This is a genomic window from Streptomyces sp. HUAS ZL42 (genome assembly GCF_040782645.1).
In the GTDB taxonomy this organism is placed as follows: domain Bacteria; phylum Actinomycetota; class Actinomycetes; order Streptomycetales; family Streptomycetaceae; genus Streptomyces.
Genome location: NZ_CP160403.1, coordinates 2,082,993 through 2,106,234, shown reverse-complemented (window position 1 = coordinate 2,106,234; position 23,242 = coordinate 2,082,993). Strand labels below are relative to the sequence as shown.

Genomic DNA, 23,242 nt, shown 5'->3' with positions numbered 1-23,242 from the left:
AGCAGGGCATGAGCGACGACCACGTCCACTCGATCCTGGCCGAGGGACACGAGGACGACACCCGCTGGGCGTACGGCACCGGCTTCGAGCACCCGCTGTACGGCGTGGACAGCGCGGTGCCCGACGGCATCGACACCGGCGAACTGGCCGCCGTCTGTGTCGCGTTGGCCGACGACGCCCTCGTCCTGGCGCAACGGCTGGCCGAGTGGACCACCCGCGCCCCGGAACTGGAGGAGGAGGTGGCCCTGGCGAACATCGGACTCGACCTGCTCGGCCAGGCCCGCCTGCTGTACTCCCGCGCCGGCCAGGTCGACGGCACCGGCCGCGACGAGGACGCCTACGCCTACTTCCGCGACGCCGACGACTTCCGCAACGTACGCCTCGCCGAACTCCCGGGCGGCGACTTCGCGTTCTGCGTCGCACGCCTGCTGGTGCTCTCCGCATGGAGGCTCGCTCACTTCGAGCGGCTCACCGCCTCCGACGACCCGGTGCTCGCCGCGATCGCCGCCAAGGGGGTCAAGGAACTCACGTATCACCGGCAGTACGCCGCCGAATGGGTCGTCCGCCTCGGCGACGGCACCGCCGAGTCCCATCGCCGGATGCGGGACGCGCTGGAGCAGGTCGCGCCGTACCTGGACGAGCTGTTCACCGCATACGACGTCCGGGACGAAGTCGGGGCGGTGCTGGAGCAGGTCACGAAGGCGGCCGCAGTGCCCCTGCCGGTGTACCGGCCGCTGCCCGGCGCCGGCCGCGACGGCGAGCACACCGAGCACCTCGCTCCACTGCTGGCCGAGCTGCAGAGCGTGGCCCGCGCCCACCCGGAGGCGGCATGGTGACCGTACTGACGGACGTGCGCCGCGCCCGGCACATCGCCGAGTGCGTGCCGGATCCCGAGTTGCCCATGCTCACCCTGGCGGACCTCGGCGTGCTGCGGGGTGTCGAGGTCGGTGAGGACGGGACGGTCGTCGTCAGCCTCACCCCGACCTACTCCGGCTGCCCGGCCATGGCCGAGATGCGCGCCGAAGTGGCCGCGCGCCTCACAGCCGCCGGATACGCGCATGTCCGGGTGCGCACGGTGCTCGATCCGCCCTGGACCACGGACTGGATCACACCCAGCGGCCGCCGCACCCTCGCCGAGCACGGCATCGCGCCGCCCGGACCGGCGCCGCGGACCGCCCCCGGCCCGGTGCCGCTGACACTGTCCCCCACCCGCCCCGCGGTTCCGTGCCCCCGGTGCGGCTCGGGGGACACGGAGGAGACCTCCCGCTTCGGCGCCACCTCCTGCAAGGCGCTGTGGCGCTGCCGCGCCTGCCGCGAACCCTTCGAGTACGTCAAGGAGATCTGATGGAGGACCTGCTGCCACCCGGCACCTCCGCCCCCACATCCGTGCGGCGACGCCGCCCGGCCTTCCACCACCTGCGCGTGACCGCCGTGCAGCGGCTGTGCGCGGACGCGGTCGCGGTCGGCTTCGACATCCCCGCCCACCTGGCCGAGGAGTTCGCCTTCACCCCGGGCCAGTCGCTCACCCTGCGCCGCGAGGTCGACGGGCGGGACGAGCGGCGTACCTACTCGATCTGCTCCCCGGTGGGCGCACGGCCGCGCATCGGGGTGCGCGAAGTGCCCGGCGGGCTGTTCTCCTCCTGGCTGGTCCACGACGTACGGCCCGGCGACACCCTGGAGGTGATGGCCCCGACCGGTGCCTTCACTCCCGACCTCACCGCACCCGGCCATCACGTCCTCGTCGCCGCGGGGTCCGGCATCACCCCCATGCTCTCCATCGCCGAGTCGGTCCTCGCCGCCGACGACCGCTCGCGGGTCACGCTGTTGTACGGCAACCGCCGTACCGGCTCGGTCATGTTCGCCGACGAACTCGCCGACCTGAAGGACCTCCACGCGGGGCGCTTCCAGCTCGCCCACGTCCTCTCCCGCGAGCCCCGCGAGGCCGAGGTGCTCTCCGGCCGCCTGGACGCCGACCGCCTCTCCGCCCTCATCGGCGGGCTGGTCGACGTCAGCGCCGCGGACCACTGGTGGCTGTGCGGGCCCCACGGCATGGTCCGCGACGCCCAGCGGGTCCTGGCCGGCCTGGGGGTGCCCGACACTCGTGTCCACCAGGAGCTGTTCTACGCGGACGACGCGCCGGTGCGGCAGACGCGGCGGCACGAGGAAGCCGCTGCCGAGGGCCCGGTCAGCCAGGTCACCATCACGCTCGACGGCCGGTCCACCACCGCCGCGCTGCCACGCGCGGCCACGGTGCTGGACGGTGCCCAGAAGATGCGCCCCGACCTGCCCTTCGCCTGCAAGGGCGGCGTGTGCGGTACCTGCCGCGCCCTGGTCACCGAGGGCGAGGCCGACATGCGCCGCAACTTCGCCCTCGAAGCCGCCGAGGTCGAGGCCGGCTATGTGCTGACCTGCCAGACCTTCCCCGTCTCCAAGACGCTGACCGTCGACTTCGACAGCTGAGGAAGCCCATGTCCGTGCACCTGGAAGTCGCCGAGGGCGTCGGCACGATCCGCCTCGACCGCCCGCCGATGAACGCCCTCGACATCGCCACCCAGGACCGGCTCGGCGAGCTCGCCGCGGAGGTGACCGAGCGCGACGACGTCCGAGCGGTGATCCTGTACGGCGGCGAGAAAGTGTTCGCGGCCGGCGCGGACATCAAGGAGATGCAACTCCTCGACCACGCGGGAATGGTCAGGCGCTCGCGCCCGCTTCAGGAAGCGTTCACCGCCGTCGCCCGCATCCCCAAGCCGGTCGTCGCCGCGATCACCGGTTACGCGCTCGGCGGCGGCTGCGAACTGGCCCTGTGCGCCGACTACCGGATCGCCGCCGACAACTCCAGGCTCGGCCAGCCCGAGATCCTGCTCGGCCTGATCCCCGGCGCGGGCGGCACCCAGCGCCTGTCCCGGCTCGTGGGCCCCTCCAAGGCCAAGGACCTCGTCTTCACCGGCCGGATGGTCAAGGCCGACGAGGCCCTTCGGATCGGCCTGGTCGACCTCGTGGTCCCGGCCGCCGAGGTGTACGAGCAGGCGCACGCCTGGGCCGCCCGGCTGGCGAGGGGCCCGGCACTCGCCTTGCGAGCCGCCAAGGAGTCGATCGACCAGGGCCTGGAGGCCGACATCGACACCGGTCTCACCATCGAACGCAACTGGTTCGCGGGCCTGTTCGCGACGGAGGACCGCGAGCGGGGGATGCGCAGCTTCGTCGAGGAAGGCCCTGGCAGGGCGACGTTTCTGTCAACTACCCGTCGCTAGAACGACGGGCTTGCTGCTCGGGTTCACCGATGGCTTCGGTGGTCCCGGCTGCGTCCAGCTCTCACACTCGATGGTGTCGCCGGTCAGGCGATGAGGGTGAGGGCAGGGGCCTGTGACTCGGCCCCGCGGACCCACGCGCACCAGCCGCGGTGGCTGATGTTGTGGGACGCGTTACGGTCGGCGTGCTCAGCGAAGCCGCACGACCGGCAGACGAACACGGCCTGGGAGGGCCGGTTGGCCTTCTCGATGTGGTGACAGCGGGAGCATTCCCGGCTGGTGTACGCCGGATCTACGTACACCACCGGGACCCCGGCGCGTTTCGCCTTGTAGGCGATGAACGCGTCGAGCTGGTGAAACGACCAGGAGTGCAGCGTGACGCGCTGGGGCTTTCTCAGCCGTGCCCGTTCGCGGATGCCCGTCAGGTCTTCCAGGGCGATTCCGCGACCGGTGCTCCCCCACGCTCGGCTTCGCTCGCGCGGGAGGTACCCCCATTCGCCTCCACCACGATGCGCTTGCTGATCTTGTGGTTGATGTCGCGGGCCCGGCGTTTCTCCTTGCCCGCGTGCTTCCTCGCCCGCCGCTTGGCGGACTTGGTGTTCTGCTGCTGCAGCTTGGTGCGCAGCTCCCGGTCTGCTTCACGGCGCCGGTTCAGGCGGCGTCCGCTGTGCCGCTTGCCGGTGGAGGTGGTGGCGATGTTGACGATGCCCAAGTCCACCCCGACGAACCCCACCGGGTGTGCGTTCCCCTCGGCCTCGGCGATGTCGCAGGTCACCAGCAGATACCACTGCCCGCCCCGGCACAGCAGATCGGACTCACCTTTGCGGTGCGCAGCCACCACCGCCAGCTGCCCCGGCTCGCCGGTGAACGCGACGTTCTTCATCCGCCCGGCCGTGGTCCAGATCGACACCGTGCGCTGCTTGTGCTGCCAGGACAGCATCCGGTCGTCATAAGGCTGCGCGGCGTCCGCGCGGAAGGTGACCGGCTTGCCGGCCGCCCTCTCGTAACGCTTGGAGCCGGGCTTGCCGTAGTTTCCGTTACGGAGGTTGGCGCGCAGCGTGGTGTAGGCGTCGCAGGTCTTCTTGATCGCGTGCTGGGCGGCCTGCGCACCCAGATTCCACCGGGTCTTGATCTGCTGATAGGTGTGCTTGCGCAGGGCCGGGGGTTTGGCCGCCTTCTCCTCGAAGGCGACGTGGGCGGCAGTGGCGGCCTCGTTGCAGGCATGCAGGGTCGCCTCAAGTGCCGCCGCCTGCACGGGCGTCGGGCCGGCCTCGCCACCGCGCTCGTCCCCCGGACCGCCATCGACCCGGCCACGCCCGGAATCCGCACGGCGCCCATCGAGGATCTCCCGATCCTGCGCCTGCTGTTCGCCGCGACGCGTCACACCGAGACCGCGAACCCGACGACCACGGCCGTCATCGCAGCGCTGCGCACAGCCACGCGGCAGGACCGCACCCCGCGCCCTCGGCCGGCCTAGGACACGCCGTCGAGCGGTCGCAGGAAGCGGCGCTCGTACCGTCTGATGCAGCGGGTCTCACGGGCGAGTTCGAACGCTTCCCGGCACTCCGGGTCGGACATGCTGTCCGTGCGGTACTGCTCGTACGCGGCCAGGCTGGGAAAGGAGAACAGGGCGTAGGCGATGTCGCTGTCGCCCTCACTCGGCAGGAAGTAGCCGTGGTGCGTCCCGCCGAAACGGTCGACGAGCCGGACCCAGCGGCGACCGTATTCCTCGAAGTCCTCGAGCTTGTCGGGGTCGATCTCGTACTTCAGATGAACAGTGATCATGCCTGCAATCATGCCGGATGACGGTGTGCTTCCGAGGATCGCAGTGGGTCGGTGCCCGTCACGAGGTGGAAGACGGTGGCGCACAGGCTGTAGAGGTCGGCGGAAAGGCCGGGCGCGGGTTGCAGCGACGGGCCCCGGACCTGCCGGCGTGGCCACCTCCTCACTGCCGGCCCGTCCTTTCCCACGCGTTCCAGGACCGCGCCGAGCCGGCTGAGTTCCGCTTCTCCGCTGACGAACGGCACACGCTCCGCGAGTCTGCCGGGCCTGTCGTGGAATTCGGCCAAAGTACGCGCTCACCTGCCGCCCGGTGCTGCCGTCCGCATCGTTCCCCGCGGCTTCGTACCGAGGGCGGATGCCGAACTGCGTTGACCAAGATTCGTACAGCACTTCTGGGGCAGTCGTCACATGGCAGTCCCGGGGCTGGGCGGCGATCGCGGCGAGCGATGCGCTCTATAGGTAGTTCTACGGATGCGTGCTTCCACCGATTCCGACGGCCCGTCAGCTGGTGCATTCTGATCACGACATCACCGGGCGAGGCGAGTCCCATCCCGGTGTGGGGTGTGGTGCCCGACCGCCGATCGCGGTGGCGACCGCGTCTTTCGACACGGGACCGGACCGGGTTCTTCGTCTTCGACGGCCTTGAACACCATCCGGAGCCACATCCGTCCTTCCCGCCGCCCTCACAAGACCGCTCAACACATGCCACTGGGTGAACGCCCTGCCCCCACAACGCCGACAACTGCCCACCCACGAGGCTCAGATGAAACAAAAAGAGGAAACGAACAGTCCGAGCGGGGCTTCACGCCGGCCCTGTTCCTCACAGTGCGGGGATACGCGAGCCGACGCGCAGAGGGGAACCAGTGGGACGTGACGGCTTCCGGCCTGTGTACCACCCGGCCGGTCACGACCAGGAACTGCGCGTGGCACTGGAGGACCTCCGGACCGGGCGCTGGATGGCGATGCGGACCGTGCTGGCCCGTGCCGAAGGGAACTGGGCGCTCAGGACGTCGCGCAGTCAGGTGCTGGCCGCGGCCGCCGCGGCTTCGGACGTGGTGCAGGCATGGCGGGCCGAGGACCCCGGCAACGCGGACGCGATGATGATGCGGGCCCGGGTCGCGGTGGAGCGGGCGCTGCAGGCCCGGCGCCGGGGGCATCCCAGGGAGAAGGAGCTGGCCGAGTCGGCCCGTGAGGCGGTACGGCTCGCGGCTCACAGCGGCCCCGACGACCCCGTCCCCTGGGTGTGTCTGCTGGCGCTGGCGCAACTCGACGAGCAGCAACTGCGGCAGGAACAGCAGGTGGCGCCGCCGGAGCCGACCCTGCCCCACGGTCCGTGGCAGCTCCTGCGGGAGGCTCACGTACGGGATCCGTTCAACCGCGAGGCGTACCACCGGATGCTGCGGTTCTTCTACGCCCGCGCCGGGGGCTCGCTCGCGGACGCGCTGCACTTCGTGCAGTGGGCGGTTGCGCCGGCGCCGGACGGATCGGCGGTCCTCGTACTGCCGCTGTACGCGTACGCGGCCCACTACCGGCTGCAACGCGAGCGGCTTCGGGCGGCGGATCCACTTGCGCGCCAGCAATGGCAGCGCATACACATCGTCCGCGACGTGGACCGTGCCCTGCACCGGTGGTTCAGGCATCCGGGAGAGGTTCTTCGCCCACCGCTGGATCTCAACCACCTCGCCCATGCCCTGTGGGCCGGCCACCGGTTCTCAGAAGCCGCCGAGGTCTTCCGTGCGATCGGTCAGTACGCCACGCACCAGCCGTGGGAGTACACCGCCGATCTCTCCGGCCGCGCAGACCTGGCCGAGGGCGAGTTCGTGTGGGCACGTGCGCAGTGCCTTGCCGCGGCCCAAGCCGAACTGGCACGTGGTTCCCGGTACAGGTAGCGCGTCTCCGGCGGCCGCTCCCCTCCGCGCCTGTTTCCGCGCGTCCTTACCGATTTTCTTGATGGAGGTAGTTCGGTGTCGCACTCGGCACGATCCGCAGGTTCGCCGTCCGTAAAGGACGACGAGCTGCTTTCCCAGCTCGGTTACAGACCACAACTAGCCCGGCGTATGGGCCCCTTCGGGAATTTCGCCATCAGCTTCTCGGTCATCTCGGTGCTGTCCGGCTGCATGACTCTCTACGGCTTCGGGCTGAACACGGGCGGTCCGGCCGTGATGCTCTGGGGCTGGGTCGCAGTGGGTCTGTTCGTCCTGTGCGTCGGCATGGCACTGGCAGAGGTCACCAGCGCCTATCCCACGTCGGGGGCGCTGTACTACATGGCTCATCAGCTGGGCGGTCCCCGATGGGGCTGGTACACCGGCTGGCTGAACCTGCTGGGCCTGCTCGGGGCGATCGCCGGGATCGACTACGGTGCCGCGCTGTTCACCGGCGCTCTGCTGAACCTTCAGTGGGGTTTCGAGCCCACACCGGGATCGATCCTGGTCATTTACGCCTGCATCCTCGTCCTTCACGCCGCGCTGAACCTGTTCGGCGTACGCCTGGTGAGCATCCTCAATTCGGTCAGCGTGTGGTGGCATCTGGGGGGCGTGGCCGTCATCGTCGGTGTCCTCGCGATCGTGCCGTCGCACCACCGGTCCGCGGACTTCGTGTTCGGGCACTACGCCAACGGCACCGGTTGGGAGAGCCCGTTCTATGTCGCGGCGATAGGGCTGTTGCTGGCGCAGTACACGTTCTCCGGCTACGACGCGTCCGCGCACCTGTCCGAGGAGACGACCCGGGCCCAGGTGTCCGCCGCTCGTGGCATCGTGCGCTCGATCTGGGTCTCGTGGATCGCCGGCTTCATCCTGCTGACCGGGCTGACCTGGGCGATTCAGGACTACGCCGCCACTCAGAGCACGGCGACCGGGGTGCCGCCGGCGCAGATCTTCCTTGACGCCGTCGGACTGGCCGGGGCCAAGGCACTGCTGCTGATCGTCATCGTGGCCCAGTTGTTCTGCGGAAACGCCGAGGTCGCGGCGGCGAGCCGGATGGTGTTCGCTTTTTCCCGGGACGGTGCGCTGCCCGGATCCGGGCAGTGGCGGCGCGTCTCCACCCGGACCGGGACACCCACCCGGGCTGTGTGGCTCTCGGTCGGAGTGGCCCTGGTCCTGGCCCTTCCGTCCCTGTACTCCGCGACGGCCTACGCGGCGGTGACGGCGATCAACGTCATCGGCATCACTCCGGCCTACGCCATCCCCATCTATCTGCGGCTGCGCGCCGGCCACCGGTTCCCCGTGGGGCCGTGGAACCTCGGAGCCTGGAGCAAGCCGATCGGCTGGGTGGCAGTGGTGTGGGTGGCGGTCGTGACCGTTCTGTTCTGCCTGCCGCAGAGCAATCCCGTCACAGTCGACTCCTTCAACTACGCGTCGGTGGCACTGGCCGTGGTGCTGCTGCTGGCCAGTGTCTGGTGGTGGGTGGCTCACCGGTCCTATTCCACCCCCCTGTACAGCGGCACCCCCGAAATGGCCGCGATCCAGAGGGACGTCGTCTGATGGCGCCCGAGCAACAGGCTGTCACCCCCGGGCCACTCGCCGGCCAGGCCGGCCAGGCCACTGCGCCGTCCGCGCGCCGCTCCAGGACGCAGCGGCCCCCCGGGCTGCTCACCCTCGACCAGCTTGTCGACCGCGTGACCGCCGGACACATCGACACCGTGCTGCTCGCCGCACCCGACATGCAGGGCCGGCTGAAGGGCAAGCGTCACGGCGCACGCCATTTCGTGGACCGGGTTCTCTCCGGCGGTGCGGAGATGTGCGCCTATGTCTTCGCCACGGACGTCGACATGCGTCCCCTCGACGGCTACGCGCTGACCTCATGGGGGAGCGGGTACGGGGACGTACGCCTGCTCCCCGATCCGGGCACCGTTCGGATGCTTCCCTGGATTCCCGGCGCTGCTCTCGTGTTCGCCGATGCGCTGGACACCGCCGACCGGCCCGTGGAGGTGGCTCCCCGCCGTATGCTACGCCGCCAGCTGGAAGGGCTCCGCGGGCATGGTCTGAGCGCCAAGGTGGGCCTGGAGAGCGAGTTCGTCCTCTACCAGGGGACCCATCACGATCTTGAACAGTCCGGCCACCGGGATCTGCGGCCCGTCGTCATGACCAATCTGGACTACTCCCTTGACATCCCCCGGCGAACGGACACCTTTCTGCGCAGGCTGCAGGCCGCCCTCGCGGGTGCCGGTCTCCCCGTCGAAGCGGTGAAGGGCGAAGGCAGCCCCGGCCAGGTGGAGGTGACCTTTCCGTACGGGGATCCGCTACGGGCATGTGATGGCCACCTGGTCTTCAAGCACGCCGTACGGCACACCGCTGAGCGCGCCGGAATGGCGCCGACGTTCATGGCGGCCCCCGATACGGGCGTAGCCAGCGGATGCCATGTGCATCTGTCCCTGTGGCGGGAAGATGAGCCGGTCTTCGCCGAGAGGGACGGGCGCCTGCCGGAGACGGCGCGCAAGGTCGTCGCCGGCCTGCTCGACGCTCTGCCCGACCTCGCGCCCCTCTACGCTCACCACCCCAACTCCTACAAGCGATACCGTGCCGGTTCATTCGCCCCGACCGCCTTCACCTGGGGCCGGGACAACCGCACGTGCGCCGTGCGTGTGGTCGGCCACGACGAAGGTCTCCACTTGGAGGTCCGGCTGCCAGGGGCGGACGTCAACCCCTATCTGGCCCTCACGGCGGTTCTGGCCGCCGCACAGCACGGGATCGATCATGAGCTGCCCTTGCCGCCGCCGCAGGCCGGCAACGCGTACCAGGCAACCGGGAACCGGCCGGTCCCGGCCACCCTGCTCGAGGCACTGGAGGCGTTCCGGAAAAGCGAGTCGGCGTGCCGCATGCTCGGCCCCACCGTGGTCGAGCACTACTCCCGGGCCGCCGAGATCGAGCTGGACGTCGTACACACGCACGTGACCGATGTCGACCGGCAGCGGGGGTTCGCCCGGGCCTAGGGGTTCACAGCACCCCGACCGCTCGCCCAGATCGGCCGCCGGGCCGCGCCTCGGCTTCGCTCACGCCTCCCGAAGCCGACGCGCGGCCCGGCGGTCCCTTCCACCCCTGCTTCACCTCCTTGCCACCTCCGTGAGGATCGATGCTTTCTCCGCCCACTTCGGCACCATCCCTGCCGCCCCGCCGACACGATGCCTGGCCCGGTCAGCTCTCCGTGCGCAGCCTCCTTCGTCTTCTCGCGATCACTGTCCCGGTCGCCATGACCGGCCTGGTCGTCGCTCGCACGACCTGGATGCTCCAGAAGTCGGATGTCCTGGTCGCCAGCTCCGTCAGCGGTGAGGAAGCCGGACGGCAGCTGCGACGCGAGACGTATGCACTCGCCGGAGCCGGTGCCTTCGTCGGCCTCGCGGTGACCGGGCTGACCCTCGTCATCTGCCGCACTGTGATCCGGCGGGCCGATCATGCCCGGACCATGGCCCTGACGGTCGCTCAGCAACACCTTCCCGATCTGGTCGCGCGCCTCAGACACGGAGAGGACGTGAACGCCCACGACCTGCCCAAACCCACCGGGCGCCACGACGAGTTCGGTGTGATCAGCGATGCCGTGGCCCGGCTCGCCCTGCAGACCCTGGATTCGGCCTACGCCGTCCACCGGGAACGCGAGGGCTTCAACCGCTTCTGCGTCGGAGCCGCCGAACACGCGTTGGTCGCGGTTGCCGCCCTGCTGCGGGAGCTGGACGACATGCAGAGCCGCTCCGACCAGGACACCGAGTTCAGGGACGCGCTCTACGCACTGGACCACGAAGTCGTACAGCTCCGTCGCCGACTGGAGAACCTGCTGCTGCTCGTCGGCGGTACCGTGCCCCATCCTCATACCTCGCCGGTAACGGCCGGCAACATCGTGATCGACGCAGTTGGTGAATCGCCGAGCCTGCAGCGCGTGCAGACCGAGTTCGGGGCGGAGGGCTGGATCGTTCCCGAAGCGGCCGGGGCCCTGACCCATCTGCTCGCGGAACTCATCGACAACGCCCTCGCCTACTCCGCACCCCACCTCGAAGTCGTCGTGCGCTCCGTTCCCACGGCAAGCGGTATCGCCTTCGAGGTCGAGGACCGGGGCAACGGTCTGTCCACCGGGCTGCTGACCGAGATGAACGGTCGCCTGAGAGTCACGCCGTTGTTCGCGGAGATCGCGGACACCGACCAGCTGGGCCTCTTCGTCGTGGGCCGCCTCGCGGCACAGTGCAACATCGCCGTCACCCTGCGGCCGTCGGCCTATGGCGGTCTGTCCGCCGTGGTCATGGTGCCCCGCGCACTCCTCGCCGAGGCCCCGCGGACTTCGGTACAACCACGCGCGACCGCCCCCGCATCGCCTTCCCCCCGCGAGGCGCTGTCAGGCATGCAGGCCCGCCCGAAGGCTCCTCCCGCGGTGCCGGCACGCCCCATGGACGTTCCTTCGGGGACCGGGACCGTTCCTCCGGTCACCGGGAGTGCCCACTCGGCCGACACGGCCGCTCCTTCGGTCACCGTCGATGGTCTGCCAAGGCGCACGCCTGGTGCTCGCATGACCGGGCGGCTCAGCGACAAGACCGGCAACAGCCCGGAATCCGTCGCGGCCGGCACGGACACCGGTCCCGCCCCTTCGGCAACGCCGGCCCTGCCTGCGGGAACCTCGGACACTCGTGCAGAACCCGAGGCCCCTCCGCCGTTCACCGCGGACGGACTGCCGCGGCGCAGGCCCGGTGCTCATGTCGCCGCACAGCTGCGTGACAGCGCCGACAACGTGCCGGGCCCCGTGTCCACCGACGACACCCATGAGCGCACCCCCGAGCAGATCGCGGCCCAGTTCGCCGGTTTCCCCAGTTACGCCGATCCCGATGCGGAGACGTACCCATGACCAGCACGTTCGAGAGCTTGCAGAACACCATCGAGTCGACGGGACACTACGAGGACCCCGGCACTTTCGACATGCTCCGCAACAGTCTGCGGCGCGTCGACGGCATCATCGGGATGGTCCTGCTGTCCAACGAAGGCATAGCCAAGGCGGCGTACGGGCTCCCCACGGACGACGCACAACTGATCGCCGCCGCCTGTTCCGGCATGGCCAGCCTGTCGGCCTCCATCTCGCAGGCCGTCGACGGCGGCGATGTCCTCCACACAGTGGTGACCATGAAAGCGCGCAACGTGATTGTCACCGCCTGCGGAGACGGCAGCACCTTGCTCGTGGTCGTCGGTGCGTCCGCCCAGATCGGCCTGGCACTGGGGGAGATCATCCGCAAGGCGAAGGCGTACGCCGCGCAGATGGGCACCCTGGCGCGCGCGGAACTGCCCGCGCGGTGAAGCCCGGCGACAACGCTCGCCGGACCCGCCTGTTCGCTCTGGCCCCCGCAGGCCGGACAGCCGCGCGCCCCGGCCAGTCCGGGGAGTCCCTGTCCATGCACTCCGCCGTCACAGCGGCTGTGGCCCTCGAACATACGGTTGGCCTGCCGGAGGAATGGCAGACGGCGATGCGCGTGTGCACCGCCTCACGCGCGGTCGCCGAGGTCGCCGCGGTGCTGCACATGCCGCTGACCGCGGTCCTCGAGATGTTGACCGAGCTCGTCGCGCGCGGCCTGGTCCACCACCAACCGCCGCTGACAGAACGCCAGGCGGCGGACTTCGATCTTCTCCGCAGAATCAGGAAGGGCCTTGAAAACCTCTAGCACGCCTCCTCAAGCGAAGATTCTCATCGCCGGTGGATTCGGGGTCGGGAAGACGACGTTGGTCGGAGCCGTCAGTGAGATCACCCCGCTGAGCACGGAGGAGCGGCTCACGGTCGCCAGTGCCGGCATCGACCACCTCGGCCCGGCAGACGGCAAGACCACCACCACGGTGGCCCTGGACTTCGGTCGGATCACCCTTGAGGCCGCCACGCTCCTGCTGTTCGGCACCCCGGGCCAAGAACGCTTCTGGTTCATGTGGGACGACCTCCTCAGAGGCGCCATCGGTGCCGTCGTCCTGGTCGACACCCGCCGCCTCGATGTCAGTTTCGCCGCCGTCGACTTCTTCGAGAGCCGCGGCACCCCGTTCGTCATCGCCGTGAACTGTTTCCACGGCTCCCAGCACCACACCCCCGACCAGATCCGCACGGCCCTGGACCTGCAGGACCCGCAGACCTCCGTGCTGATGGTCGACGCCCGGCGCAAGGACTCGGTCCGCGCCGTCCTGCTGGCGCTCCTCGACCAGCTCATTTCCCGGGCCGCGACGGCCATGCCGCGCAGCTCGGACTCGTGAGATCCGGGGCGTTCCTCAGACCTTGTGGTCACCGTCATCGCCTGGTCGTGGAGAAGCGGGGCGGGTCGAACCAGCCATCATCGAGGCCGTCCGCGAGCCGTGTGCCGGGGGCCGAGGCGGGTGGCCGGACCGGAGTGCACAGGAACTGGTCGAGGGCGATGGCGAAAGCGGTGCTCGCCACTCGCGTGGGGGCTTGTGAGCGTGCGTGGCAGTGCTTCAGTGCGGATTCGATGGTGGACGAGACGTCCTCGAAGATCGACTCATCGGAGATCTTCAGGTTGCCCTGCGTCAGGAAGGCGAAGGTACGAGCCATGCCGCAGTTGGCGATGAAGTCCGGAACGACGGCGACGCTGTGGTCCGCGTGTTCGTAGACGGGGCCGTAGAAGATCTCGGGGTCGGCAAACGGCCGGTTGGCGCCGCTGGCGATGACTTCGAGGCCGTTCGCTGTCAGACGGTCGACGTGTTCGCGTGTGACCGGACGTCACGCCGCGCAGGGGAGAAAGACCTCCGCGCCGGTGTCCCAGATGGCGTCGTTGACCTGGTCGAAGGGCACGAGGTCGTCGACCTGCAACGTGTTGCCCTGCTTGGCGAGGAACAGTTCGCGGACCTCGTCGGCGCTGTATCCGGAAGGGTTGATGAGTCCACCACTGCGGTCGATCACGCCGACCAGGCGTGCACCGGACTGTGCCGCCGCCGCGTACCTGGTCATGGCCACGGCCGCCACGCTCGCCGACGGCGGCGACCGCGTCTCGCCACTGTGGCTGCTGATCGCCTACCTGCTGCCGGCCGTCGGCGAGGTCTCCTTCGCCCCTGTCGGGATGAGCGCTTCCACCGCGATCGCGCCGGCCACCTTCGTCAGCCGGATGGTCGCCCTGTTCTGGCCGGCCGGCGCGCTCGGCGGCGGCTTCGGGGGCAACGCCCTGAAGATCTTCGGCGACCGAGTGCCCGGCCCCGGCTACTTCCTCGTCCTGGGCGCCGCGGCCCTCGCCACCGGCGCGGCCCTCCTCCTGTGGCGCCGCTCGCTCATCCGCCGTCCGGGGGTCGGATCCGGGCCGCGCCTGCAGCCGTCAGAGTGTGGTCGTAACCCGAGTGAACGCCCCGAATGGTGCCATCGCGCCGAGTGCCTGACGGTGGATCACGCCAAGGCCGGGTCACATGAGCCGACGCAGTGTCGGCTGCCCTGCTGAGGCGGAAGGACTCTCAGATGCGTTCTGCTCGGATGCTGCTCGCCGCAGCAACCGCTTCTGCCGCCCTCGCGGTCGCCGCGCCCGCCGCCTACGCCGACGCGGTGACCGACTGGAGCGGCGACGGCTCTTCCCACAGCAAGGAACACGACAAGAAGGACGGGCACGACTGGCCGCACGGTGGTGTGCACACCGGGGGCGGCGCGCTGGCCGCGGTCACTCAGGACGACTGGGGCAAGGAACACGACAAGAAGGACGGGCACGGCCGGCCGCACGGTGGCGTGCACACCGGTGGCGGGGCGCTTGCCGCAGTCAACCAGGACGACTGGGGCGTGGCGAAGGACCCGAAGTACGACCCGGAGACCTACCGGGACAAGGACCACCACAAGCCGCGCGGCGGGATGCACACGGGTGGCGGTGCGCTCGCCTCGTCGGGGGTCACGGCCGGCGGGCTGGCCGTCCTGGCCGTGGCCGGCACCGGCCTGTACGTGGTGCGGCGCAAGAAGGCCGCCGCAAGTCCGGCCTGACCATGCCTGACGTCATAGCAGCCGGGGCCGCCGCACCCACGCCCGTCCGGCGGCGGCCCGGCTGACCTCTCCCGTGTTGTCTTCGCTCCGCTGCCGTGTCCGAGCGAGGTGGTCTCCGATGGCAGCCAACCCTCCCTCCTCCCCCGGTACCCATGACACGCCGTCAGGGCGGTCGTCCCGTATGGACGTGACGATGTTCTGGGGCGTGGCCCTGCTGGCCCTCGCCCTGTTTCTGGCCGGCGGTCACGACGACTCGTCCGACGGGTCCCGCGTGGACGGTGCCGCGCCGGGCCCCACGTCCTCCCTGTCCGCCCCGAAGGGAGCGGGAAAGCATCTGCCGCGGTCCAAGCCGACCCGTCTGGTCATCCCGAAGATCTGGGTCGACGCTCCCTTCACGGATCTCGTCGTCAACGGTTCGGGCCGGCTCGAACCTCCGCCGCCCGCCGACACCAACCTCGTCGGCTGGTACGCCGGCGGAGCCTCGCCCGGTGAGGCCGGTACGGCGATCATCGCCGGGCACGTGGACACCGCCACGTCCGCGGCCGTCTTCGCCAACCTCCGCGAGCTGAAGAAGGGGGACCGGTTCCACATCACGAGAACCGACGGCCACACCGCGCACTTCGTCGTCGACAGCGCCGAGACCTTCGACAAGGACCACTTCCCCGACCAGCGTGTGTACGCCGACACCCGGCAGGCCCAGGTGCGCCTCATCACCTGCGCGGGCAGCTACGACCACAAGGCCAAGGACTACACCGAGAACCTGGTGGTCTTCGGGCACCTCGTGTGAGGGCAGGAGCACCGGCAGGTTCGTGTCACCCCGGCCACCGGCCTCCCGATTCGGCTCCGGTGCGCCGGGTCCGAGCCGGACGTGCGGGCCGTGGACGCGCTGGTTGCGGCCCGTGCGGGACTGCACCCCGTCTGTGTCGATGCACAGCTCCCGTGTGGTCTTCGGGAGCAGGAACGCGACGATGTTGACGAGCAGCGCGAAGCCGGGCCAGAACAGCACGCTGATCCAGCCCGAGAAGGTGTCCCGGGTGCCCGTCGCGGCCAGGCGCCGCATCGCGACGACCGCGAACAGGCCGCGCCACGGGGGCTGGTGCCGGGGGGCCGGGACGGCGGGTGCGGGAGCGCCGCCGCCGGCCGCGTCGTGCCGTTCGCATCCCGCCAGGTGCTCCTGGAGCGGACGGGAGGTGCCGCCGTAGCGCTGGAGCAGTCCCTGGCCGTGGGAGTCCCGCAGGAACTCCCTCAGTGACCGGGGCACCCGGCCCAGGACGGCCGGCACCAGGACTTGGAGACCGCCCACAGCAGCCACGGCGGCGAGCTCCACTTGAGCAGGGCCGCTCGGCGTTCGTCGTGGAGCAGGTCGTCGAGGGTGGCGGCGTCGACGGTGTCCGAGGGGACGAACACCGGGGGAGTCCTGACGGGGGGAAATGCCGCGGAACCTCATTTATCGGATGTCGAGAGAGGGTGAAGGCTGACGGATCGTCAATGTCCCTCAGCATCTACATGTTGACGGTCAGTCACCGCTCCTTACGATGATACGATCGCCGCGCTTTACAGAGCGGGCGGATGGGCACAAGACGACCACTCCACCCGCATTGACGGGAATTCAGCAGCTGGCCGTCAGTCGCCTGAAGAGAGTCTTATGACGCAATACATACAGAACCCGGTACTCTGGGCTCTCCTCGTCGTCATCCTCGCCGCAGTCGCCCTCATCGTCCGCCAACGCCGGGCGGTACGGGCTTTAAGGCAGGAGATCGCAGGGCTCAGGACGCATTACTCCGAGCTGGAGAACCATTACTCACAATCCGTCGAGGCAGCGCAGGAGCGCGCCGAGGAAGCGACGAAGACCGTCCTCAAGTCCGCGATGCGGACACTTCAAGGTCTCGCCGCCGAACAGCAGCTGATCGTTTCCCAGCTGCAGAACAAATACGGGGAGTCGGTGATTCTCCAGGACCTCCTGGAGATCGACCACACGAACTCCCAGTTCGGCCGGCGCGCCCAGTCCATCGCGGTGCTGTGCGACGGCTGGCTGGGGCGTCAGCGTGACGTCGCCTCCGTTTACGACGTGGTCCGCAGCGCCCAGGGCAGGGTCCGTCACTACCGTCGGGTGGAAATTCTTTCGCAGGTCGACTTCGGCATCACCAGCCGGGCCGTGGAACCGGTGGCACTCGCTCTCGCCGAGCTCCTCGACAATGCGACCAGTTATTCCAGCCCGGACACCGTGGTGGAAATCAACATTCGTACCGTGCCCAAGGGTATTTGCATCGTCGTCGACGACGCGGGTGTCGGTATGAACGACGAGGAGCGGGCCAGGGCCGAGAGACTCCTGGCGTCCGAGCGGGTCTCGGGTGTCTCGGCGCTCGGCAATCCCCCGCAGTTCGGTTTCGCGGTGATCGGTGTGCTCTGCGAGCGCTTCGGCTTCGAGGTGTCCGTGGACTCCAGCTCGCCGTACGGTGGCGTCCGCGCGGTGCTCCTCCTGCCGCACGAGCTGCTCACCGGCATGCCGGAGAAGAGGGTCCAGGCGCCGGCCGTTCCCGCTGCCGCCGTGGCGGACCCCAGCGGGCCCGAACCCACGGTGACCGGGGGGTCGACGACGGTCGACGGTCTGCCGAAGCGCCGTCGCAAGCGGCCGATGGCCGTCGTGCCCGGCAGCGCGCCGACGGTACCCACACCGATCCGCTCGGGTGCGGAAACCGCAGCGATCATGGGGGCCTTCCAGCGAGGCACGCAGTCCGGCCGGGCCACGCGCCCGGACGTGGCGGATCAGACGAGCGGCACACGTGAAGCCAGCAGCGAAGGGCATGAGGTCTCGTGAACGACGATCTGTCATGGATGCTTGACAGCGCCTTGGAGATTCCCGGTGCGCTGCACGCGGTCCTGATCTCGGCCGACGGTCTGCTGATGGCCCGGACGAAGGACTTCGACAAGGACAACGCCGACAGGGTCGCCGCCGCCATGAGCGGTGTGCAGTCGCTCAGCCGCTCGCTCGGCTTCTTCGTCGAGGGAGCCCATCTGAGGTGGCGGCAGACGCTCGTCGAGTTCGACGGCGGGTGGGTCTTCCTGATATCCGCCGGCGAGGGCGCGTACCTCGGCGTCTCGGCCTCGCCCGACGTCGACATGGCGGACATCACCTTCCGGATGCAGCAGCTCGTGGGCCAGCTGGGCAAGGCCCTGACGACGCCGCCGCGCGAGAACCTCGGCGCCCGCTCATGACCGGTTTCGACGAACTGGAGCCCGAGGCCGCGGAATTAGTACGTCCGTACGTCATCACCAAGGGCCGCGGCCTGCCCGACGAGGCGCAGCTGTCACTGATCACGCTCGTCACCGCGGTGAGTGACCATCAGCAGCGGCCGACCCGGCTCTCCCCCGAGGAGCAGGCGCTGCTGGACCTGTGCACCGCCGGCTACCTCTCGGTCGCCGAGATCGCGGGGCACACGCGGCTGCCGCTGGGCGTGGTGAAGATCCTCCTCTCCGCCCTGACCGAGGGCGGCTACCTCATCACGCGCCCGCCCGTGCAGCGTGCCCCGCTCGCGGACAAACAGATCCTCGAGGAGGTGCTGAATGGACTCCGCGCCAAGTTTGGATGAGGAGGCGTACGTCCGCGGCGGGGCGACGCAGACCGCCGTCAAGATCCTCGTCGTCGGTCACTTCGCGGTGGGCAAGACCACGTTCATCGGTGCGATATCGGAGATCCCTCCGCTGTCCACCGAGGAGACCATGACACGGGCCGGCGAGTCCTTCGACGACCTCAAGGGAGTCCGGGGCAAGACCACCACCACGGTGGCCATGGACTTCGGCCGTCTGACCATCAGCGAACACGTCGTGCTGTACCTGTTCGGAACGCCCGGTCAGCAGCGCTTCGTGCAGATGTGGGAGGACATGGCGCGCGGCGCGCTCGGAGCGCTGGTGCTGGTCGACCCCGAGCGGCTGGCGGACTCCTTCGGCGTGATCGACCTGATCGAGCAGTACGGGCTCGACTACGCGATCGCGGTCAACCGCTTCGACGGCACGGCGGATCGCGAGGAGCGGGCGCTGCGCGAGGCACTGGACCTGCTCGACGACACCCCCGTCGTCACCTGCGACGCGCGCGACGAGAGATCGTCCGCCGAAGCACTGATCACACTCGTCCGCTTTTTGCTGGACCGCGCTCACTAGGAGCAGACATGGACGCTCAACCCACCGTCCCCGTGCCCCCGCCCGGGTGCCCGGCCCACCACACCGGCGGCCGGGTGCCGCTGCACGGACCGGAGTTCGCGGCCGACCCGCAGGCCTACTACGCCTACCTGCGCCACTACGGACCGACCGCACCCGTGGAGCTCGCTCCAGGGGTGGAGGCGACTCTCGTCACCGACTACGCCACGGCACTGCAACTCCTGCAGGACTCCGGCTCGTTCCGCAAGGACGCGCGCCGCTGGCGGCACCTGAACGAGGGCAAGATCCCCCCGGACAGCCCCGTCGCGCCCGTCCTGGCGCACCGGCCCAACGCCATGTTCAGCGACGGTGCCGAGCATCTGAGGCTGCGTCAGGCGATTACCGACAGCATGGCCCGCGTCGACACGCGCAAGCTGAGTCAGACCACCGAGCAGGTCTCCAACTACCTCATCGCCCAGTTCAGTTCGCGTGGCTCGGCCGATCTGCTCGGTGACTACGCCAAGCAGCTGCCGCTGTTCGTGTTCAACGAACTGTTCGGCTGCTCCGCCGACATCGGTGACCGCATCGTGTTCGGCATCAGCGGGATGTTCGACGGAGTCAACGCCGAGAAGGCGATGGGGGTGCTGTTCGGGGCCATCGGCGAACTGGTGGCGCTCAAGCGCGCCAGGCCAGGCGACGATGTCACCTCATGGCTGATGCAGCATCAGTCGAGGCTGACCGACGAGGAGATGGTTCATCAGCTCGCCCTTCTGATGGTGGGGGGCAACGAACCGCTGCGCAACCTCATAGGCAACACGCTGCACCGGCTGCTCACCCACGACGACTACGCCTACAAGGGCGGCCTGATCGACGAGGCCATCGACGACACGTTGTGGGAGAACCCGCCCATGCAGAACCTGGCGCCGCACTATCCGGCGTCCGACATGGAGTTCGCAGGGCAGAAGCTCCAGGCGGGCGATCTCGTCCTGGTGAGTTTCGCGGCCGCCAACACGGGACCGGCCCTCACGGCCGCGCGCCAGGCCGGCAGCAACAGGGCCCACCTGGCGTGGAGCGCGGGTCCGCACGCCTGCCCGTCCAAGGAGGTGGCCCGGCAGGTCACCGTCACCGCCATCGAGAACCTGCTCAACCAGCTCCCCGACGTCGAACTCGCCGTACCCGAGGACAGCCTGACCTGGCGCCCCGGCCCCTTCAACCGGGGCCTCGCCACGCTGCCCACCCGGTTCACCCCGGTCGAGACCGTACGCCGTCCGGCCCCGCAGGCACGCCCCCAGGCACCCGCTCGTCCCGAGCCGGTCCAGGCGGCTCGCAGGTCCGAACGCACCGGAATGTGGAGCCAGTTCCTCAACTGGCTGACAAGGTGACTCACGCAACACTCGCCAACTCCCCACAATTGCATGACGGTTCAACCTCCGGGGTAGTGAGCAACGCGGCATTGCGTCCTGCTTACGAGGCAAAGGAGGTGTCGTGGACCACATATCCGCCGACGCCGCTTTCATGCAACACCCCACCGAGTTGCACCCCCCGATACCCGCCCTGACAGGCGGGTATCTTCTTGTGGACTTCCTGTGCCGGGAGGGCCGGTGACCAAGTTCCGGCCCGGTGCGCCGAAGACCCCCGACGCGGAAACGCTCGGCGGTCACACGGCGAGACAGCTGCTGCGGCTGTGCGAAGCCGCTGGATTGGGCGGGGCCGACTCCGCGGCCTACGCACGGACACTGCTCACGGCGCTCGGCCCCGTCGCCGAGCGGCCGCTCCACCTGCCGCCCCCCGACCACTCGTTCCTCTCCGACGACCACACGCCGGTGGAGTTCTCGCTCTCCTTCGTGCCGAACGCGGCCCCGACCCTGCGGGTGCTGCTGGAACCTGGGTGCGGCGCAGACACCCTGGCTCAGAACGGGCACACCGGACTGCAGGCCGTCCGTGAGATGGCGAAACGCTGGGGCTTCGACACCCATCGGCTCGACGCGCTCGAGGACCTGTTCTTCCCCTCGGCCCCGCAGGGCCCCCTGGCACTGTGGTGCGCGCTGGAGCTGCGCCCCGGCGGCGTCCCCAAAATCAAGGTGTATCTGAACCCGGCGGCGTCCGGTCCGGAACGTTCCGCCGAAACGGTGCGCGAGGCGCTGCGGCGCCTCGGCCACCGGCAGGCGTTCGCGGCGCTGCCGGAGGGCGACCGCCACCTGTTCTTCGCTCTGGACCTGGGCGACTGGGAAGAACCCCGGGTGAAGATCTACCTCGCCCACCACGACCTGTCGGCCCCGGAGGCGGCCGGTCTGTCCCGCATGGACGGCGGACCGCCGGGCGCGGAGACCCAGACCTTCTTCCGCGCGGCGGCCGGGCACGGCACCGACGCCGCCGACGTCGAGGCGGGGCAGGATCCGCGACTCGACCGCCGTCCCGTCCAGTCCTGCCACGCCTTCACCGAGACGGCGACCGGCATGCCGAGCGGCTTCACGCTGTATGTCCCGGTCCGGGACTACGCCCGGCACGACGGCGAGGCGCTCGACCGAGCGGTGACCGTACTCGGCCGGTACGGCATGGACGCCGCACCGCTCGTCCGGTCACTGTCCGCCGTGACCTCGCGTCAGCTGCAGGACGGCGTCGGGCTCATCGCCTATCTCGGGCTCGCCCACCAGCAGGGCCGGCCCCCGCGGGTGACCGTCTACATCTCCTCGGAGGCGTACGAGGTCAGGCCACCGGTCGCCACGCCGGTCCCGCAGCCGGAAGCCGTGCACTGAGGCTGCCCGCCGATCAGCGAAGCTCCCTGAGGCCGCCCCGGGAGCTTCGCTCAGACCAGGCCGTACGGCGTCGGCCGACAGGACCTAGGCGTCCTGCAACTCGCGTAGATCCCGCAGATACGGGCCGACGTCCACCTGGATGGACGCGCCCTCGGTCCTTCCGTAGCGTTCCTCGATGCCGGTCAGATATGTGCTGATCTCCTCGCGCATGACCTCCGCCGAGGGCAGGGTGACGTCGCCGTCGACGATCCGTGCCACCCATCGCGACTGGGCCTCCACGAGACGGGTGATCGAGCCCACGGGACGGATGAGGCCGACGAAGTGCAGGCCGGGCCGGTCCGGTGCGACGATCCGCTTGAACAGCTCGACCGCGCCCCGCGGGCCCGCCGGGCATCCGTCGGGAAGGAAGGGGAAGTCCATGCGGTAGCCGGTGCAGTAGACGATCGCGTCCGCCTCCACCGAGGTTCCGTCGGTGAAGATCACACGGCTGCCGTCCACGGACTCGATCGCGGGCCTCGGGACCACCGCCCCGTGCCGTATCCGGCTGAGGATCTCGTCCGAGATGGTCACCGCCGAGGAGAAGATCGGGTGGTCCGGCTCGGGCAGGCCGTAGTCCGAGAGCCTGCCCCGCGCCACGAGCAGCGCCCGCTCGACGAAGCGCCGCTGCTCGGGGAAGGACATGCTGTTCCACCACGGCGCGTCGGCGATCAGGTCGACGGACATGCCGAAGAGCTGCTTGGGCACGATGTGCAGCCCCCGGCGGACGGAGATCACCGTCTGCGCGGCATGCCGGGAGAGGTCCGCGGCGATGTCCACCGCGGAGGCCCCCAGCCCCACGACGACGACGCGCTGACCGGCGAAATCGCTGCCGTCGTGGTAGTCCATCGAGTGGAGAATCGTTCCCGCGAAGGAGTCGGAGCCCGGCGGCAGCGAATCCGGCAGAGCGGCCTCCGTGTTGTGACCCGACGCGACGATCACCTGCTCGAAACGCCGCGCCGTCACCTCGCCTCGTGCGTCCCGGCTGGTGACCGTCCACGCCCCGTCGCCGTCCTGCCGTACGGAGACCACTTCGGTGCGCAGCTCGATACGGGACAGCAGTCCGGCCCACTCGGCGAAGGACCGCAGATAGGCGGCGACGTCACTGTGCCTGGGGTAGAGGGGCAGTTCGGCCGCCATCGGGAAGTCGGCGTAACCGGTGAGCTGCTTGGCGCTGTTCAGATGCAGCGACAGATAGGCCGGACCCCGCTCACCGGCGCCCGGCTGGCGCCAGATCCCCCCGACGTCCGGTGCCTTCTCCAGGCAGACGAAGTCGATCCCCCGGTCCGAGAGAGCGTGCGCTACCGCAAGCCCCGACAGGCCCGCACCTATGACACACACCGACGCAGCGGCTGACTTGCCCAATGCTCCCCCCACAGA

The 23,242-nt window shown here is 69.6% G+C and carries 28 protein-coding genes; 21 read left to right on the top strand and 7 right to left on the bottom strand.

Annotation, left to right across the window (positions count from 1 at the left end; genetic code table 11):
- The first annotated feature begins 8 nt into the window (after positions 1–8).
- The 4 genes from paaC to ABZO29_RS09770 are packed head-to-tail and all read left to right on the top strand — an operon-like array spanning position 9 to position 3,251.
- The gene (gene paaC / locus ABZO29_RS09785; protein WP_367319747.1) at positions 9–836 is read left to right on the top strand and encodes a 1,2-phenylacetyl-CoA epoxidase subunit PaaC; all 828 of its coding nucleotides are present in this window, start codon (positions 9–11) and stop codon (positions 834–836) included.
- Positions 830–1,345, top strand: a complete 516-nt coding sequence (gene paaD / locus ABZO29_RS09780) for a 1,2-phenylacetyl-CoA epoxidase subunit PaaD (RefSeq protein ID WP_367319746.1) — start codon at positions 830–832, stop codon at positions 1,343–1,345. The genes paaC and paaD overlap by 7 nt, the downstream gene beginning before the upstream one ends.
- A complete protein-coding gene (paaE, locus tag ABZO29_RS09775) occupies positions 1,345–2,460 on the top strand; it encodes a 1,2-phenylacetyl-CoA epoxidase subunit PaaE (protein ID WP_367319745.1) in 1,116 nt (371 codons plus the stop codon). The genes paaD and paaE overlap by 1 nt, the downstream gene beginning before the upstream one ends.
- Before the next feature lie 8 nt (positions 2,461–2,468).
- Positions 2,469–3,251, top strand: a complete 783-nt coding sequence (locus ABZO29_RS09770) for an enoyl-CoA hydratase/isomerase family protein (protein WP_367319744.1) — start codon at positions 2,469–2,471, stop codon at positions 3,249–3,251.
- Positions 3,252–3,334: 83 nt separating this feature from the next.
- Here ABZO29_RS09770 and ABZO29_RS09765 read toward each other — a convergent pair whose 3' ends face one another.
- Both ABZO29_RS09765 and ABZO29_RS09760 read right to left on the bottom strand, forming a co-directional pair.
- On the bottom strand, positions 3,335–3,646 hold the full coding sequence (locus ABZO29_RS09765; protein WP_367326096.1) for a zinc ribbon domain-containing protein: 312 nt from the start codon (positions 3,644–3,646) through the stop codon (positions 3,335–3,337).
- Between the two features lie 23 nt (positions 3,647–3,669).
- Entirely contained in the window at positions 3,670–4,503 is an 834-nt protein-coding gene (locus tag ABZO29_RS09760; RefSeq protein ID WP_367319743.1) for a transposase, read from the bottom strand.
- On the opposite strand from ABZO29_RS09760, the gene ABZO29_RS09755 reads away from it, so the two are divergent.
- Positions 4,471–4,725 carry a hypothetical protein gene (locus ABZO29_RS09755; protein ID WP_367319742.1) on the top strand — a complete coding sequence of 85 codons (255 nt, stop codon included), beginning with the start codon at positions 4,471–4,473 and terminating at the stop codon, positions 4,723–4,725. The genes ABZO29_RS09760 and ABZO29_RS09755 overlap by 33 nt on opposite strands.
- On the opposite strand, the gene ABZO29_RS09750 is transcribed toward ABZO29_RS09755, so the two are convergent.
- The gene (locus ABZO29_RS09750) at positions 4,722–5,033 is read right to left on the bottom strand and encodes an NIPSNAP family protein (RefSeq protein WP_367319741.1); all 312 of its coding nucleotides are present in this window, start codon (positions 5,031–5,033) and stop codon (positions 4,722–4,724) included. The genes ABZO29_RS09755 and ABZO29_RS09750 overlap by 4 nt on opposite strands.
- Before the next feature lie 860 nt (positions 5,034–5,893).
- Here ABZO29_RS09750 and ABZO29_RS09745 point away from each other — a divergent pair.
- The 7 genes from ABZO29_RS09745 to ABZO29_RS09715 all read left to right on the top strand — a co-directional run bounded on the left by ABZO29_RS09745 (position 5,894) and on the right by ABZO29_RS09715 (position 13,225).
- A complete protein-coding gene (locus ABZO29_RS09745) occupies positions 5,894–6,919 on the top strand; it encodes a hypothetical protein (RefSeq protein WP_367319740.1) in 1,026 nt (341 codons plus the stop codon).
- 75 nt (positions 6,920–6,994) lie between these two features.
- A complete protein-coding gene (locus ABZO29_RS09740; RefSeq protein WP_367319739.1) occupies positions 6,995–8,509 on the top strand; it encodes an amino acid permease in 1,515 nt (504 codons plus the stop codon).
- On the top strand, positions 8,509–9,957 hold the full coding sequence (locus ABZO29_RS09735) for a glutamine synthetase family protein (RefSeq protein ID WP_367319738.1): 1,449 nt from the start codon (positions 8,509–8,511) through the stop codon (positions 9,955–9,957). The genes ABZO29_RS09740 and ABZO29_RS09735 overlap by 1 nt, the downstream gene beginning before the upstream one ends.
- Positions 9,958–10,214: 257 nt before the next feature.
- On the top strand, positions 10,215–11,849 hold the full coding sequence (locus ABZO29_RS09730) for an ATP-binding protein (protein ID WP_367319737.1): 1,635 nt from the start codon (positions 10,215–10,217) through the stop codon (positions 11,847–11,849).
- A complete protein-coding gene (locus ABZO29_RS09725) occupies positions 11,846–12,292 on the top strand; it encodes a roadblock/LC7 domain-containing protein (protein WP_367319736.1) in 447 nt (148 codons plus the stop codon). The genes ABZO29_RS09730 and ABZO29_RS09725 overlap by 4 nt, the downstream gene beginning before the upstream one ends.
- On the top strand, positions 12,289–12,654 hold the full coding sequence (locus ABZO29_RS09720) for a DUF742 domain-containing protein (RefSeq protein ID WP_367319735.1): 366 nt from the start codon (positions 12,289–12,291) through the stop codon (positions 12,652–12,654). The genes ABZO29_RS09725 and ABZO29_RS09720 overlap by 4 nt, the downstream gene beginning before the upstream one ends.
- Complete coding sequence (locus ABZO29_RS09715) at positions 12,614–13,225, top strand: ATP/GTP-binding protein (protein WP_367326095.1); 612 nt, start codon at positions 12,614–12,616, stop codon at positions 13,223–13,225. The genes ABZO29_RS09720 and ABZO29_RS09715 overlap by 41 nt, the downstream gene beginning before the upstream one ends.
- Before the next feature lie 34 nt (positions 13,226–13,259).
- On the opposite strand, the gene ABZO29_RS09710 is transcribed toward ABZO29_RS09715, so the two are convergent.
- Both ABZO29_RS09710 and ABZO29_RS09705 read right to left on the bottom strand, forming a co-directional pair.
- Complete coding sequence (locus tag ABZO29_RS09710) at positions 13,260–13,538, bottom strand: hypothetical protein (RefSeq protein ID WP_367319734.1); 279 nt, start codon at positions 13,536–13,538, stop codon at positions 13,260–13,262.
- A 168-nt stretch (positions 13,539–13,706) separates the two neighbouring features.
- Positions 13,707–13,934 carry a hypothetical protein gene (locus tag ABZO29_RS09705; RefSeq protein WP_367326094.1) on the bottom strand — a complete coding sequence of 76 codons (228 nt, stop codon included), beginning with the start codon at positions 13,932–13,934 and terminating at the stop codon, positions 13,707–13,709.
- On the opposite strand from ABZO29_RS09705, the gene ABZO29_RS09700 reads away from it, so the two are divergent.
- The 3 genes from ABZO29_RS09700 (at position 13,933) to ABZO29_RS09690 (ending at position 15,723) form a co-directional block, all read left to right on the top strand.
- The gene (locus ABZO29_RS09700; protein ID WP_367319733.1) at positions 13,933–14,412 is read left to right on the top strand and encodes a hypothetical protein; all 480 of its coding nucleotides are present in this window, start codon (positions 13,933–13,935) and stop codon (positions 14,410–14,412) included. The two genes, ABZO29_RS09705 and ABZO29_RS09700, sit on opposite strands and share 2 nt — an antisense overlap.
- 17 nt (positions 14,413–14,429) lie before the next feature.
- Positions 14,430–14,936 carry a hypothetical protein gene (locus tag ABZO29_RS09695; RefSeq protein ID WP_367319732.1) on the top strand — a complete coding sequence of 169 codons (507 nt, stop codon included), beginning with the start codon at positions 14,430–14,432 and terminating at the stop codon, positions 14,934–14,936.
- A gap of 118 nt (positions 14,937–15,054) precedes the next feature.
- Positions 15,055–15,723 (top strand): class F sortase, encoded by a 669-nt coding sequence (locus ABZO29_RS09690; protein WP_367319731.1) that lies wholly within the window; start codon positions 15,055–15,057, stop codon positions 15,721–15,723.
- A 458-nt stretch (positions 15,724–16,181) separates the two neighbouring features.
- On the opposite strand, the gene ABZO29_RS09685 is transcribed toward ABZO29_RS09690, so the two are convergent.
- Positions 16,182–16,343, bottom strand: a complete 162-nt coding sequence (locus tag ABZO29_RS09685; protein ID WP_367319730.1) for a hypothetical protein — start codon at positions 16,341–16,343, stop codon at positions 16,182–16,184.
- Positions 16,344–16,581: 238 nt separating this feature from the next.
- On the opposite strand from ABZO29_RS09685, the gene ABZO29_RS09680 reads away from it, so the two are divergent.
- The 6 genes from ABZO29_RS09680 to ABZO29_RS09655 all read left to right on the top strand — a co-directional run bounded on the left by ABZO29_RS09680 (position 16,582) and on the right by ABZO29_RS09655 (position 21,826).
- Positions 16,582–17,754, top strand: coding sequence for an ATP-binding protein (locus ABZO29_RS09680; RefSeq protein WP_367319729.1), 1,173 nt, complete (start codon positions 16,582–16,584; stop codon positions 17,752–17,754).
- Positions 17,751–18,152: a roadblock/LC7 domain-containing protein gene (locus ABZO29_RS09675; RefSeq protein WP_367319728.1), complete on the top strand. Its 402-nt coding sequence runs from the start codon at positions 17,751–17,753 to the stop codon at positions 18,150–18,152. Before ABZO29_RS09680 ends, ABZO29_RS09675 begins: the two co-directional genes overlap by 4 nt.
- Entirely contained in the window at positions 18,149–18,526 is a 378-nt protein-coding gene (locus tag ABZO29_RS09670) for a DUF742 domain-containing protein (protein WP_367319727.1), read from the top strand. The genes ABZO29_RS09675 and ABZO29_RS09670 overlap by 4 nt, the downstream gene beginning before the upstream one ends.
- Positions 18,501–19,094 (top strand): ATP/GTP-binding protein, encoded by a 594-nt coding sequence (locus ABZO29_RS09665; RefSeq protein WP_367319726.1) that lies wholly within the window; start codon positions 18,501–18,503, stop codon positions 19,092–19,094. Before ABZO29_RS09670 ends, ABZO29_RS09665 begins: the two co-directional genes overlap by 26 nt.
- A gap of 8 nt (positions 19,095–19,102) precedes the next feature.
- Positions 19,103–20,452 carry a cytochrome P450 gene (locus tag ABZO29_RS09660; protein ID WP_367319725.1) on the top strand — a complete coding sequence of 450 codons (1,350 nt, stop codon included), beginning with the start codon at positions 19,103–19,105 and terminating at the stop codon, positions 20,450–20,452.
- 219 nt (positions 20,453–20,671) lie between these two features.
- Positions 20,672–21,826: a tryptophan dimethylallyltransferase family protein gene (locus tag ABZO29_RS09655; RefSeq protein WP_367319724.1), complete on the top strand. Its 1,155-nt coding sequence runs from the start codon at positions 20,672–20,674 to the stop codon at positions 21,824–21,826.
- An 84-nt stretch (positions 21,827–21,910) separates the two neighbouring features.
- On the opposite strand, the gene ABZO29_RS09650 is transcribed toward ABZO29_RS09655, so the two are convergent.
- On the bottom strand, positions 21,911–23,239 hold the full coding sequence (locus ABZO29_RS09650) for a flavin-containing monooxygenase (RefSeq protein ID WP_367319723.1): 1,329 nt from the start codon (positions 23,237–23,239) through the stop codon (positions 21,911–21,913).
- Positions 23,240–23,242: the final 3 nt, after the last annotated feature.

Coding starts and splice junctions, on each gene's coding strand:
- ABZO29_RS09735 (WP_367319738.1), top strand. CDS start 8,509: ATGGCGCCCGAGCAACAGGCTGTCACCCCCGGGCCACTCGCCGGCCAG.
- ABZO29_RS09730 (WP_367319737.1), top strand. CDS start 10,215: ATGACCGGCCTGGTCGTCGCTCGCACGACCTGGATGCTCCAGAAGTCG.
- paaD (WP_367319746.1), top strand. CDS start 830: ATGGTGACCGTACTGACGGACGTGCGCCGCGCCCGGCACATCGCCGAG.
- ABZO29_RS09750 (WP_367319741.1), bottom strand. CDS start 5,033: ATGATCACTGTTCATCTGAAGTACGAGATCGACCCCGACAAGCTCGAG.
- ABZO29_RS09755 (WP_367319742.1), top strand. CDS start 4,471: ATGCAGGGTCGCCTCAAGTGCCGCCGCCTGCACGGGCGTCGGGCCGGC.
- ABZO29_RS09680 (WP_367319729.1), top strand. CDS start 16,582: ATGACGCAATACATACAGAACCCGGTACTCTGGGCTCTCCTCGTCGTC.
- ABZO29_RS09770 (WP_367319744.1), top strand. CDS start 2,469: ATGTCCGTGCACCTGGAAGTCGCCGAGGGCGTCGGCACGATCCGCCTC.
- ABZO29_RS09665 (WP_367319726.1), top strand. CDS start 18,501: ATGGACTCCGCGCCAAGTTTGGATGAGGAGGCGTACGTCCGCGGCGGG.
- paaE (WP_367319745.1), top strand. CDS start 1,345: ATGGAGGACCTGCTGCCACCCGGCACCTCCGCCCCCACATCCGTGCGG.
- ABZO29_RS09705 (WP_367326094.1), bottom strand. CDS start 13,934: ATGACCAGGTACGCGGCGGCGGCACAGTCCGGTGCACGCCTGGTCGGC.
- ABZO29_RS09710 (WP_367319734.1), bottom strand. CDS start 13,538: ATGGCTCGTACCTTCGCCTTCCTGACGCAGGGCAACCTGAAGATCTCC.
- ABZO29_RS09725 (WP_367319736.1), top strand. CDS start 11,846: ATGACCAGCACGTTCGAGAGCTTGCAGAACACCATCGAGTCGACGGGA.
- ABZO29_RS09660 (WP_367319725.1), top strand. CDS start 19,103: ATGGACGCTCAACCCACCGTCCCCGTGCCCCCGCCCGGGTGCCCGGCC.
- paaC (WP_367319747.1), top strand. CDS start 9: ATGAGCGACGACCACGTCCACTCGATCCTGGCCGAGGGACACGAGGAC.
- ABZO29_RS09690 (WP_367319731.1), top strand. CDS start 15,055: ATGGCAGCCAACCCTCCCTCCTCCCCCGGTACCCATGACACGCCGTCA.
- ABZO29_RS09695 (WP_367319732.1), top strand. CDS start 14,430: ATGCGTTCTGCTCGGATGCTGCTCGCCGCAGCAACCGCTTCTGCCGCC.
- ABZO29_RS09670 (WP_367319727.1), top strand. CDS start 18,149: ATGACCGGTTTCGACGAACTGGAGCCCGAGGCCGCGGAATTAGTACGT.
- ABZO29_RS09700 (WP_367319733.1), top strand. CDS start 13,933: ATGGCCACGGCCGCCACGCTCGCCGACGGCGGCGACCGCGTCTCGCCA.